The 14117-nt window shown below is 42.4% G+C and carries 13 protein-coding genes; 11 read left to right on the top strand and 2 right to left on the bottom strand.

Going from position 1 to position 14117, the window contains the following annotated elements; translation table 11 throughout:
* The first annotated feature begins 1 nt into the window (after position 1).
* The 5 genes from ACZM60_RS06575 to ACZM60_RS06555 all read left to right on the top strand — a co-directional run bounded on the left by ACZM60_RS06575 (position 2) and on the right by ACZM60_RS06555 (position 5907).
* The gene (locus ACZM60_RS06575) at positions 2-1153 is read left to right on the top strand and encodes a DUF6057 family protein (RefSeq protein ID WP_340318500.1); all 1152 of its coding nucleotides are present in this window, start codon (positions 2-4) and stop codon (positions 1151-1153) included.
* A gap of 110 nt (positions 1154-1263) precedes the next feature.
* Positions 1264-2754, top strand: coding sequence for a proline--tRNA ligase (gene proS / locus ACZM60_RS06570; protein ID WP_021971854.1), 1491 nt, complete (start codon positions 1264-1266; stop codon positions 2752-2754).
* 109 nt (positions 2755-2863) lie between these two features.
* Positions 2864-3682 (top strand): MBL fold metallo-hydrolase, encoded by an 819-nt coding sequence (locus tag ACZM60_RS06565; protein WP_021971853.1) that lies wholly within the window; start codon positions 2864-2866, stop codon positions 3680-3682.
* A gap of 333 nt (positions 3683-4015) precedes the next feature.
* Positions 4016-5110, top strand: coding sequence for a Nif3-like dinuclear metal center hexameric protein (locus tag ACZM60_RS06560; protein ID WP_021971852.1), 1095 nt, complete (start codon positions 4016-4018; stop codon positions 5108-5110).
* A gap of 5 nt (positions 5111-5115) precedes the next feature.
* A complete protein-coding gene (locus tag ACZM60_RS06555) occupies positions 5116-5907 on the top strand; it encodes a zinc ribbon domain-containing protein (RefSeq protein ID WP_489521094.1) in 792 nt (263 codons plus the stop codon).
* A 251-nt stretch (positions 5908-6158) separates the two neighbouring features.
* On the opposite strand, the gene ACZM60_RS06550 is transcribed toward ACZM60_RS06555, so the two are convergent.
* Positions 6159-6608 carry a type I restriction enzyme HsdR N-terminal domain-containing protein gene (locus ACZM60_RS06550; protein ID WP_021971850.1) on the bottom strand — a complete coding sequence of 150 codons (450 nt, stop codon included), beginning with the start codon at positions 6606-6608 and terminating at the stop codon, positions 6159-6161.
* 57 nt (positions 6609-6665) lie between these two features.
* Here ACZM60_RS06550 and ACZM60_RS06545 point away from each other — a divergent pair, with 57 nt between their 5' ends.
* The 5 genes from ACZM60_RS06545 to ACZM60_RS06525 all read left to right on the top strand — a co-directional run bounded on the left by ACZM60_RS06545 (position 6666) and on the right by ACZM60_RS06525 (position 11677).
* Positions 6666-7442, top strand: coding sequence for an AMP nucleosidase (locus ACZM60_RS06545; RefSeq protein WP_021971849.1), 777 nt, complete (start codon positions 6666-6668; stop codon positions 7440-7442).
* Between the two features lie 10 nt (positions 7443-7452).
* A complete protein-coding gene (gene holA / locus ACZM60_RS06540) occupies positions 7453-8469 on the top strand; it encodes a DNA polymerase III subunit delta (RefSeq protein ID WP_021971848.1) in 1017 nt (338 codons plus the stop codon).
* 844 nt (positions 8470-9313) lie between these two features.
* On the top strand, positions 9314-9766 hold the full coding sequence (locus ACZM60_RS06535) for a helix-turn-helix domain-containing protein (protein WP_489521093.1): 453 nt from the start codon (positions 9314-9316) through the stop codon (positions 9764-9766).
* A gap of 235 nt (positions 9767-10001) precedes the next feature.
* Complete coding sequence (locus ACZM60_RS06530; protein WP_340318503.1) at positions 10002-10778, top strand: dihydroorotate dehydrogenase electron transfer subunit; 777 nt, start codon at positions 10002-10004, stop codon at positions 10776-10778.
* Complete coding sequence (locus ACZM60_RS06525; protein ID WP_489521092.1) at positions 10766-11677, top strand: dihydroorotate dehydrogenase; 912 nt, start codon at positions 10766-10768, stop codon at positions 11675-11677. The genes ACZM60_RS06530 and ACZM60_RS06525 overlap by 13 nt, the downstream gene beginning before the upstream one ends.
* Before the next feature lie 471 nt (positions 11678-12148).
* On the opposite strand, the gene ACZM60_RS06520 is transcribed toward ACZM60_RS06525, so the two are convergent.
* Positions 12149-12367: a hypothetical protein gene (locus ACZM60_RS06520; protein WP_418587060.1), complete on the bottom strand. Its 219-nt coding sequence runs from the start codon at positions 12365-12367 to the stop codon at positions 12149-12151.
* Positions 12368-13079: 712 nt separating this feature from the next.
* Here ACZM60_RS06520 and ACZM60_RS06515 point away from each other — a divergent pair.
* Positions 13080-14117: hypothetical protein (locus ACZM60_RS06515; RefSeq protein WP_489521091.1), on the top strand; the 1038-nt coding region annotated here is incomplete at its 3' end.

The following is a 14117-nucleotide window of genomic DNA, read 5'->3' as shown; positions in this document are numbered from 1 at the left end:
TATGAATGAATATATCCATAAAAACTACAAGAAAGCCGCACGCATACAGACCGTCGTGTGCGGCTTTCTTTTTTCCATTTTCAGTTTTATCTATCTTTATGTATTTCAGTGCGATGTACTGGAAGCCTTACATTTTTCGCTGGCCCATGGCAAGACTCATTTTGCCCCTCTGCCAAGCGCCATTATCATTACCCTGATACTGGTTCTTTTGCGCTGGGGAGTAAACAGCCTGCTCGGATTGAAAGGAGAGGTACGTGCTCTGTCATACTTCCCGTCCTGCCTTATTCTGGGGGTACTTACCGCTGTAGGCAGAACCATCTATATGCACGATTATCACACTCCATGGGGATGGCTGCTGCCCGTTGTGCTGCTGGTTTATTTCCTGCTTGCCTTTTGGTTAAGAAGAGTGTTTCGCGTACAGTTGAATGTGGAAAGCAGTCCGACTGCTTTGATGAACAGTAATCTTATTATATTACTGCTGCTCATTATCATGACTGTTTTGATAGGCAACAGCAATCGTACTTTTCACCGGGAACTGCAAGCCGAGCATTATCTGCGCACCCACCAGTACAATGAGGTACTGAATATAGGAAAACACTCCGTCGAGGCAAGTCGTACGCTTACCGTGCTGCGTAGCATAGCCATGTCACACGCCGGAACTTTAGGTGAAAAACTTTTCGAATATCCACAATATTACAAGACCGACGGGTTGTTTTTTGCCAACGATTCGTCTACAGTTCTCCGCTATACCAACGACTCAATTTACTATCTGCTGGGAGCTCGTCCGTATAACGGGGAAGACCGTATGGTATTCCTGCGTAACATCTGCTACAAAGGAACCGGAAAATCGACCTCGCTCGATTATTACCTCTCAGCCTTACTGCTCGAAAAGCAAGTCGATGCATTTGCCGGAGCGATAACAGACCTTTGTGAGCCCGATGAAGATTTCGCACGTTACTATAAGGAAGCGATGCTGATATATCGTGACCGTCATCCCGATTATCCCATTCAGATAACGGACAGTGCAATGATTCAGCGCTATGCCGACTACAAGATCCGTCGTAAAGACTTCACATCGGAAATAGAAGAGCGCAACAAAATGCGTAGGGAATTTGGCGATACTTACTGGTGGTATTTCGATTATCAGCACTAAAAACGTAGTTTGCTGCTGAAATGAATGCCACATTTGTAGGCTATCAACGGCTTTTTTACTAATTTTGCAACTTCGAACAAACGATTATAAAGACAATAACAACATAAATTATGGCAAAAGAATTAAAAGAACTCACCAAAAGAAGTGAGAACTATTCACAGTGGTATAATGACCTGGTAGTAAAAGCCGACCTGGCTGAGCAGTCACCGGTACGTGGATGTATGGTTATCAAACCTTACGGATACGCTATCTGGGAAAAGATGCAACGCATACTGGACGATATGTTCAAGGCAACCGGACACGTAAACGCATACTTTCCGTTGCTGATTCCGAAATCATACCTGAGCCGTGAGGCAGAACATGTTGAAGGTTTTGCCAAGGAATGTGCCGTAGTTACTCACTACCGTTTGAAAAATGCAGAAGACGGTTCGGGAGTTATCGTCGACCCTGCCGCTAAACTGGAAGAAGAACTGATTATCCGCCCTACTTCTGAAACTATTATCTGGAGTACATATAAAAACTGGATCAACTCATACCGTGATCTGCCTATCTTGTGTAACCAGTGGGCTAACGTAGTACGTTGGGAAATGCGTACACGTCTGTTCCTGCGTACGGCCGAATTCTTGTGGCAGGAGGGACATACTGCACACGCTACTCGCGAAGAAGCTGAAGCTGAAGCTCAGAAGATGCTGCACGTATATGGCGACTTTGCTGAAAAGTACATGGCAGTACCTGTTGTAAAAGGTGTAAAATCGCCGAACGAACGTTTTGCCGGAGCACTCGATACATATACTATCGAAGGACTGATGCAGGACGGAAAAGCACTGCAGTGCGGTACTTCTCACTTCCTGGGACAGAACTTTGCCAAGGCATTCAACGTACAGTTTGTCGACAAGAACAACAAATTGGATTATGTATGGGCTACTTCATGGGGTGTTTCTACTCGTCTGATGGGTGCGCTTATCATGACTCACTCCGACGACAACGGTCTGGTTCTTCCTCCACACTTGGCTCCTATACAGGTAGTTATCGTTCCGATTTACAAGAACGACGAACAGTTGAAACAAATCGACGCAAAGGTAGAAGGAATTGTTGCCAAGTTGCGCGGAATGGGTATCTCTGTAAAATATGACAATGCCGACAACAAACGTCCGGGATTCAAGTTCGCCGATTACGAACTGAAGGGTGTTCCTGTACGTCTGGTAATGGGAGGACGCGACCTGGAAAACAATACCATGGAAATCATGCGCCGCGATACACTGGAAAAGGAAACCCGTTCTTGCGAAGGCATCGAAGAATATGTAAAGAATCTGCTTGAAGAAATACAGGCAAATATCTATCAGAAAGCATTGAAGTACCGCAACGAACATATCGTGAAGGTTGATACTTACGATGAATTCAAGGAACAGATTGAAAAAGGTGGATTTATCCTGGCTCACTGGGACGGAACAACCGAAACAGAAGAACGTATCAAGGAAGAAACAAAGGCTACTATCCGCTGTATTCCGTTCGAAGCAGACGAGGAAAGTCTTACTCCGGGCGTAGATATGGTAACTGGTAAACCGTCGGCTCGCCGCGTATTGTTTGCACGCGCATATTAATACTGGGTAAATCGATTTTATCATAATTCGGAGCAACAAGTATTGCGCCAACCGGAAGGGGCCGATAGTTGTTGCTCTTTTTTTGTCGCAATCATTCAATGAAGAACTTATGAAACCAAACGAAACTACAGAACTTGTCATGCTGGGAACCGGCAATGCAGCGGTTACCCGATGCTATAATACCTGCTTCGCCCTGAGATGTCAGGATAAGACACTGCTGGTAGATGCCGGAGGAGGAAATGGTATACTGGTACAACTCGAGAAGGCAGGCATACCGTTGACCGATATTCATGCCATGTTCCTTACCCATGCACACACCGATCATATACTGGGAGCGATATGGGTAGTGCGTGTCATTGCGCAACTCATGCAGGCCGGAAAGTACGAAGGTACCTTTCATGTATATGGACACGACAAGGCGATACAGGTACTCGACTGGATCTGTCGCATGACGCTGCCTGCCAAAATTGTGGCACGACTGGGAAAGGGTATCGAACTGCACACCGTAACCGACGGCATGTGCTTCGAAGCCGGAGGATTCAGCTTGCAGTGTTTCGACATAGCCTCAACAAAAGAAAAACAATATGGGTTTCGCACGACACTGCCCGACGGAAAAAAGCTGGTTTGTCTGGGCGACGAGCCGTACAATGAACTGAACCACGACTATGTGGCAGGAGCCGACTGGCTGCTGTGCGAGGCTTTCTGTCTGTACGACGACCGTGAACGCTTCAAGCCTTACGAAAAGCATCACAGCACTGCCCTCGATGCCGGACGACTTGCTTCATCACTCGATGTAAAGAATCTGCTGCTGTATCACACCGAAGACAAGACACTCGCTACACGTAAAGAGCGCTATACTGCCGAAGCCCGACAGGAGTTTTCGGGAAATGTGTACGTCCCCGATGATCTGGAAAAGATCATGCTTTAACTTCGTGTCCTTCGGCTCCAGATACAGAAGAATAATCATTCATTAAAAGTCCTGTAACTTTTCTTGCCCTTGCCGGAAAACCTCATCGTTTCCCGGCAAGTTCGTCTAAAAACGTCGGCATCTTTTTTTATTTTTTGTACAAAAACCAAAACAGTTTGTACAAAAACATCAGGCGATATCCCGACACCTTTTTATCTGTATGCCCGCCTTACGATGAGATTCTGCTCCGGAACGAAAATCCTTTTCCTGCACCTTAAAAACAATAAAAAGTAAAGCATTGTAGTGTATGTATCACAGAAAATTCGTATCTTTGCATGAAAATTTTCGCGAAACATGAAAATTAAGGAAGTAGTAGATGCCCTTGAGATGTTCGCGCCTCTGCCTTTGCAGGACGGATTCGACAATGCCGGACTGCAAATCGGATTGACAGACGCGGAAGCTGCAGGGGCTTTGTTGTGTCTGGACGTAACCGAAGCGGTGGTAGACGAAGCCATTTCGCTGGGGTACAACCTGATTGTATCACATCATCCCTTGATTTTTAAGGGATATAAGTCGATAACCGGAAAGGATTATGTGGAACGCTGCATCATGAAGGCTATCAAGCACGATATCGTAATCTTCTCGATGCATACCAATCTGGACAATGCTCCTCAGGGAGTGAACTATAAAATAGCCGAAAAGATAGGCTTGAAGAACTTGCAGATACTGGAGCCCAAGGACAATGCTCTGCTGAAACTGGTGACGTTTGTCCCCGTAAAGCAGGCAGAAGAAGTCCGTCGGGCACTGTTCAAAGCAGGGTGCGGGTGTATAGGTAACTACGACTCTTGCAGCTATAATCTGGAAGGAAAGGGGACTTTCCGCGCAGGCGAGGGTACACATCCGTTCTGCGGCAAGCAGGGAGAACTGCACGAAGAAGCAGAAGTGCGCATCGAAACCATTCTTCCGGCCTTCCGGAAAGGAGCTGTGGTGCGTGCATTGCTGGCTGCCCACCCGTACGAAGAACCGGCATACGACTTGTATCCGCTGCAGAATGCCTGGACACAAGCAGGTTCGGGCGTAGTGGGAGAACTCCCCACACCGGAAGCTGAAACCGATTTTCTGCTACGTATCAAGCAGACGTTCGAGGTGGGCTGTGTGAAGCATTCGCATACCAGCGGACGGATGATACGGAAGGTGGCACTTTGCGGAGGAGCAGGCGCTTTTCTGCTGCCCAAGGCTGTGGCGAGCGGCGCCGATGTGTTTATCACCGGTGAAGTGAAATACCACGACTATTTCAGCTACGAAAACGACATTCTCGTGGCGGAGATAGGACATTATGAAAGCGAACAATATACAAAAGAAATATTTTATTCAATCATACGGGAAATGTTTCCGTCACTTAACGTCAGCATGACGAGTGTCAACACAAATCCCATCAAATATTTATAATAACTATGGCTAAAGAAGCAAAAAAAGATCCCAGCGAACTGAGCGTTGAAGAAAAGCTGAAAGCACTGTATCAGTTGCAGACAATGCTGTCTGAAATCGACAAGATCAAGACCTTGAGAGGAGAGTTGCCTCTTGAAGTACAGGACCTTGAAGACGAAGTGACAGGTTTGAGCACACGCATCGAAAAAATCAAGACCGAAATCGAGGAACTGAAGTCAAACATTGCCAGCAAGAAGATTGAAATCGAAACCGCCAAGGCTTCTGTAGAAAAGTATAAAGCTCAGCAGGACAACGTACGCAACAACCGTGAATACGATGTATTGACGAAGGAAATCGAATTCCAGAGCCTGGAAATTGAATTGTGCGAAAAGCGTATCAAAGAATACACTGCTTCAATCAAGGCTAAGGAAGAAGAAATCGAAAAGAGCAATACAGCTCTGGAAGAGAGAAAGAAAGACCTGGAAGTTAAGAAAAACGACCTGGAAGAAATCATTTCTGAAACTAAGCAGGAAGAAGAAAAGCTGAGAGAAAAAGCCAAAAATCTGGAAACAACTATCGAACCGCGTTTGCTTCAGGCATTCAAACGTATCCGTAAGAACTCTCGCAACGGATTGGGTATCACTTACGTTCAGCGTGATGCTTGTGGTGGTTGCTTCAATAAGATTCCGCCTCAGAAACAGTTGGATATCCGTATGCGCAAGAAAATCATCGTATGCGAATACTGTGGTCGTATCATGATCGACCCGGAACTGGCTGGTGTAGTTCCTGAAAGACATCTGGAAACAAAAGTCAAATAATATCGGTCTGCCGACTGATTGAGAATATTCAATCCGACTCTCTTCTGCCATCATGCAGAAAGGAGTCGGATTTTTTTTATTCCTTTTCAGAATGGATATCCTGCCGCTTTTTCTTTATTTTTATGGTAATTTTTACGCACATTTACCAGTCGGATTATCAAAAGAAAACTACATGAATATCAATATAAAACAGATTTGTATATTTTAAACGATATGGTAATATTCATACACTATAAAACATTTGGGAAATATTACAGAGAAGCGTAATCCGGAATCTCAGGCAGAAACACGTACGAATTGGTTGCATAATCTATCCGACAGCAATAATGATTAATGCCGTTCGTTACAATCAGATACTCTACCCGAAGCACCATGTTATAACGCGTTATCTGGTCGAAGACAGCCTGAGTAATAACTACATCGGGAGCCTTGTATTCCACAATCATCCGTGCGGTCAAATCACGGTTATACAGCACGGTATCACAACGTTTTTTAGTACCGTTCAGGTTAATCTGTATCTCGTTTGCCAGTAAGCCCGACGGATAGCCCTTATGTACCAGCAGATAATTGGTAAAGTGCTGCCGGACCCATTCTTCAGGTGTCAAGGCTACGTATTTCTTACGCAGCACGTCGAAAATATACTTTTTCCCTTCTTTATTAGAGATTTTAAACGAGTAAGGTGGTAAGTTTAATGCCAACATTTCGTAAATTTGCAATAATAGACAATATTGTTTTTCATACAAAAATAGTGAAATATCATGAAAACTAAAGCGGAAATCGTGGCAAACTGGTTGCCGCGATACACAAAAAGAAAACTAGAAGACTTCGGAGAATATATTCTGTTGACAAACTTCAATAAGTATGTAGAGATATTTGCAGACCGTTTTAACGTGCCTATTCTGGGACGCGATGCTAACATGATTTCGGCACATGCAGAAGGTATGACCATCATCAACTTTGGAATGGGAAGTCCGAATGCGGCTATTATCATGGATTTGCTGAGTGCCATTCATCCCAAAGCATGTCTTTTTCTGGGCAAGTGTGGGGGAATAGACAAGAAAAATCAGATAGGCGACTTAATCCTTCCGATTGCGGCCATACGCGGGGAAGGAACGTCGAACGATTATTATCCGCCCGAGGTTCCTGCTTTGCCTGCGTTTATGCTTCAACGTGCTGTTTCGTCTGCTATCCGTGACCATTCACGCGACTATTGGACAGGTACGGTTTATACGACCAACCGCCGTATCTGGGAGCATGACGAGAATTTCAAACAGTATCTTCTGAAGACGCGCGCCATGGCGGTGGATATGGAAACGGCAACCTTGTTCACAACCGGGTTTGCAAACCATATTCCGACCGGTGCCTTGCTACTGGTTTCCGACCAGCCAATGATACCGGAAGGCGTTAAAACAGAAAAGAGTGATTCACTCGTTACACAGCAATTCGTAGACGAACATGTGGAAATCGGTATCGATGCCCTGCGTATGATTATCGATGAAAAGAAGACTGTGAAACATCTGAAATTTGACTGGTAATTTTACTATCATGGCAAAAGAAGTAACATACGAAGAGATAGTCAGAAACGTCAAGAATAAGGTCTATTCTCCCATCTATTTTCTGATGGGAGAAGAAGACTATTATATCGATCGCATCTCCGATTACATTATGGACAGCGTGCTGACCGATACTGAAAAGGAGTTTAACCAAACGGTTCTGTATGGTGCAGACACAGATATCGCCACCGTCATCAACGGCGCAAAGCGTTATCCGATGATGTCGAAATATCAGGTGCTGGTAGTAAAGGAAGCTCAAAACTTAAAGAATCTGGATGAGCTGGTCTACTACCTGCAAAAGCCTATGCCGTCTACTATTTTGGTCATCTGTTACAAACATGGAGCGCTTGACCGAAGAAAAAAACTTACAGCTGAAATTGAAAAGGCGGGTGTGCTGTTCGAATCAAAAAAGCTGAAAGATGCACAACTCCCCGGATTCATCTCCTCGTATCTGAAGCGCAAGCAAGTAGAAATAGAACCGAAAGCTGCGGAGATGATGGCCGAATTTGTAGGTACTGACTTGAACCGGATGGCGGGTGAATTGGAAAAATTAATTATCACTCTACCATCGGGACAAAAACGTATTACACCGGAACAGATCGAGCGGAATATCGGAATCAGTAAAGACTACAACAACTTCGAATTGCGAAATGCACTAATCGCCAAAGATATTCTGAAGGCAAATCAAATAGTAAATTATTTTGAAGAAAATCCGAAAAGCAATCCGCTCCAAGTCACCTTGGCCGTTCTCTTCAATTTCTATGCAAACCTGATGCTGGCGTACTATGCGCCCGAAAAAACGGAGCAAGGAATCGCCGCACAACTGGGTCTGCGTTCTGCCTGGCAAGCCAAAGACTACATGCTTGCCATGAGAAAATATACGGGCGTGAAAGTGATGCAGATCATCGGAGCAATCCGCATGTGTGATGCCAAGTCGAAAGGAATAGGAAATGCATCGATACCGGACGGCGAACTGCTGAGGGAACTTATCTTTATGATTCTCCATTGACGTTGATCGCTGCTTGCGGGAAAGCCTCGGTTCTGTACGTTTGACAACCAAACATACAGAACCGAGGTTTTTTTTATGCCTTTGCGAGATTTTAAAATTTGGGAGCAAACGACTCATCGGTCATGATTTTTAAAATCTGAGAGCTTTGAGGTATTTGGATTGTTTGGGGGAGAAAAACAAATTTATAGTATATCAAAGGAGCAATGTGACGATAGCATCAAAATCCATAAATACCTTCTGGCAAAATGTGCGAGTGATTCTTAAATATTCCCTTTACGAATGTATAATGCACACTGGTCATTAAGCAATCTTCAACAGATGATAAAAGCTCTTTGTTTACAATTGTTGGAGTATATTTGTGCACAAATGTATTGAATACATTTGTAAAGCAGTCCAAAGAAGTACATAAATATAAAAACGAGGCGGCTAACTACTTGAATAGGAGAGGGGATGGCCATTTGTTTTGTATACAATTCTATATGTAAATAAGGTTTTATTCGGTTAATAATTATAGGATAAAAGAGTCTTATAACCAGTGATTTTTTATCATTATAATAAGAAAAGCTTTAACAAATTTACATTTGTTTCCTCAAAAAGGGCATATTCGCGTATAACAAATGTATTTTACACCAATAAATACGTCTATATCAGATAGATATAATAATATGTTAAAGTAGAAACTTCATAATATCTTCTATAATTTACATAAGTAAAGATTCGGAATGTTATTTGCGGTTTACATTTATAAAGTCCAATTGTCTTAAACTTTTATACATGTAAATTTGCAAAAGAAAACATTAAATATTACCTTTGTAAACAGATAAATAACCTATTCCATTTGTTAATGAAGGACCGTATTATACAAATAATGCAGAAAGAAGGCTTGAGTAATGCCGAATTTGCCGAAAAGATTGGAATCTCAACCTCTTCGTTATCTCATATATTCAATGGTAGAAACAAACCGAGTCTTGATGTAGTGATGCGTATCCATAAAGCCTGTCCTTATGTCAACATCGAATGGTTGCTCTATGGAGAAGGCGAAATGGAAGGCGGAGAAACTTTTAATACCCCAACAGCGCAGCTTACACAAGACCATGAGAATCCAGAAAAATCGACCGGAAGTCCGATTCTTTTTGATTTTCGCAAGGAAAATGCACCAGAAACGCCTGTATATACACCTAAAGAAACTGTACGTGAGGAAATTAGATACATAGAAAAGCCTCACCCGAAAATTACTGAAATAAGAATTTTCTTCGACAATGGTACGTATCAGGTGTTTAAACCTGAAAAAATGTAATATGGGAAATTACTTTGCAGCATAAGGCTGAAATGAAAAGGAAGATGCTAGGTATCAAGAAGACATCTTTCACACAAAAGTTTTTGATTTCAGTATGAGTTAAGCAAACGTCTGGATGTCTTTTCTAACATCCGGACGTTTTTTCATTTCTATCAGGGAGTTTCCCACAGACAAAGGGAAAGATACTGAGTAAATTCGTTATCTTTGCATCACGAAACGAATTTACTATAGTTTTATGAAGAAATACATATTAGATTTGACAGTAACAAAGAACATTCGTTTGCATACAAACTATGTTCTGATCAAGCTGACTCAGTCAACCCCGTTGCCGGAAATGCTTCCGGGGCAGTTCGCCGAAATCCGTATAGACGGCTCAAATACGACATTCTTACGGCGCCCTATTTCCATTAATTATGTAGACAGAAAGACCAATGAGGTATGGTTTCTTGTACAGTTGGTAGGTGACGGTACACGCAAGCTGGCAACTGTAAAAGAAGGTGACACAGTAAATGTGGTACTGCCTTTGGGTAATGGCTTTACCTTGCCGGAAACTCCCGACAAGAAAGTTCTTCTGGTAGGTGGTGGCGTAGGTACTGCCCCAATGCTATATTTGGGTGAAGCATTGTTGAAGATGGGATGCAAGCCGACTTTCCTGCTGGGTGCACGCTCCAAAAACGATCTGCTGCAACTGGAACAATTCGAGCAGTTTGGTGATGTATACACCACTACCGAAGACGGAAGCATGGGAGAAAAAGGCTATGTAACTATGCACAGCGTATTGAAAGACCATAAGTTCAACATGATTTACACTTGTGGTCCCAAACCGATGATGGTAGCAGTTGCCAAATATGCTAAAGCAAACGGCATCGAGTGTGAAGTATCGCTGGAAAATACGATGGCATGTGGTGTCGGAGCTTGCTTATGTTGCGTAGAAAAGACCGACGAAGGTCATGTGTGTGTTTGTAAAGAAGGTCCTGTATTTAATATAAAGAAATTATTATGGCAGATTTAAGTGTAAACATCGGTAAATTAGAAATGTCGAATCCGGTGATGACTGCATCGGGTACATTTGGATATGGACTGGAATTTCAGGACTTTGTAGACCTGGAAAAGATTGGCGGTATCATTGTAAAGGGTACCACTCTCCATCATCGTGAAGGTAATCCATATCCACGTATGGCAGAAACTCCTATGGGTATGCTGAATGCCGTAGGATTGCAGAACAAGGGTGTACATTACTTTGTAGACCATATCTATCCGCAGATTAAAGACATCCGTACAAATATGATTGTAAACGTTTCGGGTTCACAAGTGGAAGACTATGCCGAAACGGCAAGCATCATCAACGAACTGGAAAACATTCCGGCTATTGAACTGAACATTTCCTGTCCAAACGTGAAACAAGGCGGTATGGCCTTTGGCGTTTCGGCACATGGAGCTGCTGAAGTAGTAAGTGCCGTACGTAAGGTATACCATAAGACACTGATCGTAAAACTCTCGCCGAACGTAACCGACATCACCGAAATTGCACGGGCGGCAGAAGGTGCAGGAGCCGACAGTGTATCGCTCATCAATACCTTGTTGGGAATGGCTATCGATGCTGAAAAGCGCAAGCCTATCCTGTCGACCGTAACCGGCGGTATGAGCGGTGCAGCCGTAAAACCGATTGCCTTGAGAATGGTTTGGCAGGTAGCCAAAGCCGTAAAGATTCCGGTAATAGGACTGGGTGGTATCATGAACTGGAAGGATGCCGTTGAGTTCCTGTTGGCAGGTGCTACTGCCATCCAGATAGGAACCGCCAACTTCATCGACCCGGCTATCACAATGAAGGTCGCTGATGGTATCAACGACTATCTGGATCGCCATGGCTATTCATCTGTACGCGACATTATAGGAGCGCTGGAAGTTTAAAATATTTTGACAGAAAGATTCTATAGAATCCCATAGCCAATCAAGAAGAGGTGCATATATCAGAAAGGATGATCTAAGTACCTCTTCTTTATTATACAGAGATATGAATTATTACTCCATTCTCTTTTCCGTATAAATTATAAAATATTTTCCTCACTGACAAATTCAGTTGTAAATGACCTGTACCGATCATTAGCTCATATCAAGAGGAAACAAACACATGCCTATAGCTCACCTGACAATTCAGACCTTTATTCCATCTACTCATTACAGTCACTAAAATCATATAGTAGAATCCGTGTCTTATAAAGGATCTCTCAGCAATAAAAAATCTTTAATTCATATTTCTAACCAGCAAACTATTTCCAACCAACAAATAAGACTTTGGATTCTCCTGAATACCCCTTTAACCCATCTCTTCGGACATAAGTTTAAAAGCAATTGAAAACGTAAACTTTTCATACCTGCTCTTTATAGATTACCCAAGCGGTATTTATTTTTCCATTGACCTGATACTATGGGATACACTTCTTCGTCCCATATCTCGTTCCATATCGAATCTACACCGTACAACTCGCAATGATACAAACGCTCCCTGTTCATCGTATAGAGTCCTCTTCGACAAGAGCCATATAGATTCGTTTCGTTCGTATACAAGCTATTGAAGTAATCCTTTATAAGGCATTTCATTTGTCAGCAATTTTATACATAAATTTCTATATCTGTTGTAGGAAAAATAAACATTGTTTTATCCCCTCTGAAAGCTGCTCAATTATCTCATAGCCCAACGATATATTAGAATTTTAGAAGAAGATTTCTAAGCTGAGTATACCCCTAAATAAATCGCATTTCTCTATTTGTAATCAGGCAAGTTTTGGATAAAAAAAAGCCGGACTGTTCCGAACCGCTATATTTCTCATGCTTTCAAACAACTCATTATTTCATTTGCAAAGAGAACATTTCTTTCTGAAAAGGCCGAATAAAAAGGCCATAATCTCACCACACAAACATACCTCAAAAGAGAAGTCATACCGCGGCTGAGTTCCCATAACCACAGGCAAAGGTAATTCGTGTTCTTCTCGTACAAGCAAGGCAGCCCTTCGGGTTCATGGAAAAAATCATCCTCGCCCCAGAGGGCTTGCAGTATTTTTTCCCGAAGCCTTGCATGTTCGGAACACGACCTTTTTAAGCCTGTAGTTATGGGAACTCCGGCCCCTGTAAGCCGGACTAACAAAAAATCAAATGTCATGTTACAGAAAGCGAAGAAGAAGTACACGGTGAAAACACTCAAGCCATTGAATGTACTACGAACACTGGCTGACACTGCAGAACGTGGATCTTTCTTTTTTCCTTAACGGTTTTCTTAAAAGAAATATATACTTTTGTATCAAAAGGGACAAGTATGAGAAATATACTATATATCATTATATTAGCAGTGGCGTTATGTGCATGTAACAATTCCACACAAAAAGAGAGGATTTTGGATACGGCAGAATCAATGGTCGTTGAGCATCCCGATTCTGCCCAAACAATACTGGAAACATTATATCCATATTCAAAATTGACCCAGCAACAAAGAGCACGATGCGGAATATTGCTTGCTACTGTAAAACTTCAACAAAACAAAGCCTTTGCTTCCGATAGCCTTTTGGACAACAGTGTATCCTATTTCAAGCAGAATTGTGACAGCATAGAGCTATTCAAAGCCTATCAACTCAAAGCCTATCAGTCTATGTGGCGTGGACAACAAGATTCAATGTTCTATTATTTGCAGCAGTCAATCAATATGATAGGTGAGGGAAATAAAACCCAATTATATTCTTTGAATATGAAACTGGCAGATATTTATTGTGAACCGTCTGCTGAAAAAGATTACAATAAAGCAATAGTATATGCAAGGAAAGCATTAACTTATGCGGAAACAGAACAACAAAAGGCCTATACTCTGCACCAAATTGGGGCCTGCTATGGCTTTATCAATGAAAATGACTCCGCATTGGTTTATATCGCCCGTGCCATTGATTTTTCACAACAAAATAAAGGAGAATCTAATTATACAACCTATGTGCTGAACTATGCAAATACACCAGGCGTAAATTACGAAAAAGCCAAAAGCTATTTAACGGAATTACCTGAAAACAGTTTGGGAAGGTTAATTACTTTAGGTTTTCTCAATCTAAACAACAGGCATACAGGCATTGCAAAATATTTTTGCGACAAAGCTGATTCGTTATATAGTAGTACTCCCGATAAGTATTCAATCAATACATACAACAGTCTTAGAATACTCAATGCATGTGTAAAATACACCTTGGGTGAAGAAGTTTCTGCAAGTGAAGGAATTTCAAGGAACGATTCAATTTCACAAGTCATTTCAAGAAAAGAAGCTCTGAATAGTGAGATTTCAAGCAACAACTTACTATTACAGAAACACATTCAT

The sequence above is a fragment of the Phocaeicola sp. genome, assembly GCF_057861905.1.
This window is presented reverse-complemented; position numbering and strand designations above follow the sequence as displayed.

Coding starts and splice junctions, on each gene's coding strand:
- ACZM60_RS06545 (WP_021971849.1), top strand. CDS start 6,666: ATGAAAACTAAAGCGGAAATCGTGGCAAACTGGTTGCCGCGATACACA.
- proS (WP_021971854.1), top strand. CDS start 1,264: ATGGCAAAAGAATTAAAAGAACTCACCAAAAGAAGTGAGAACTATTCA.
- ACZM60_RS06575 (WP_340318500.1), top strand. CDS start 2: ATGAATGAATATATCCATAAAAACTACAAGAAAGCCGCACGCATACAG.
- ACZM60_RS06535 (WP_489521093.1), top strand. CDS start 9,314: ATGAAGGACCGTATTATACAAATAATGCAGAAAGAAGGCTTGAGTAAT.
- ACZM60_RS06520 (WP_418587060.1), bottom strand. CDS start 12,367: ATGAAATGCCTTATAAAGGATTACTTCAATAGCTTGTATACGAACGAA.
- ACZM60_RS06555 (WP_489521094.1), top strand. CDS start 5,116: ATGGCTAAAGAAGCAAAAAAAGATCCCAGCGAACTGAGCGTTGAAGAA.
- holA (WP_021971848.1), top strand. CDS start 7,453: ATGGCAAAAGAAGTAACATACGAAGAGATAGTCAGAAACGTCAAGAAT.
- ACZM60_RS06525 (WP_489521092.1), top strand. CDS start 10,766: ATGGCAGATTTAAGTGTAAACATCGGTAAATTAGAAATGTCGAATCCG.
- ACZM60_RS06560 (WP_021971852.1), top strand. CDS start 4,016: ATGAAAATTAAGGAAGTAGTAGATGCCCTTGAGATGTTCGCGCCTCTG.
- ACZM60_RS06550 (WP_021971850.1), bottom strand. CDS start 6,608: ATGTTGGCATTAAACTTACCACCTTACTCGTTTAAAATCTCTAATAAA.
- ACZM60_RS06530 (WP_340318503.1), top strand. CDS start 10,002: ATGAAGAAATACATATTAGATTTGACAGTAACAAAGAACATTCGTTTG.
- ACZM60_RS06565 (WP_021971853.1), top strand. CDS start 2,864: ATGAAACCAAACGAAACTACAGAACTTGTCATGCTGGGAACCGGCAAT.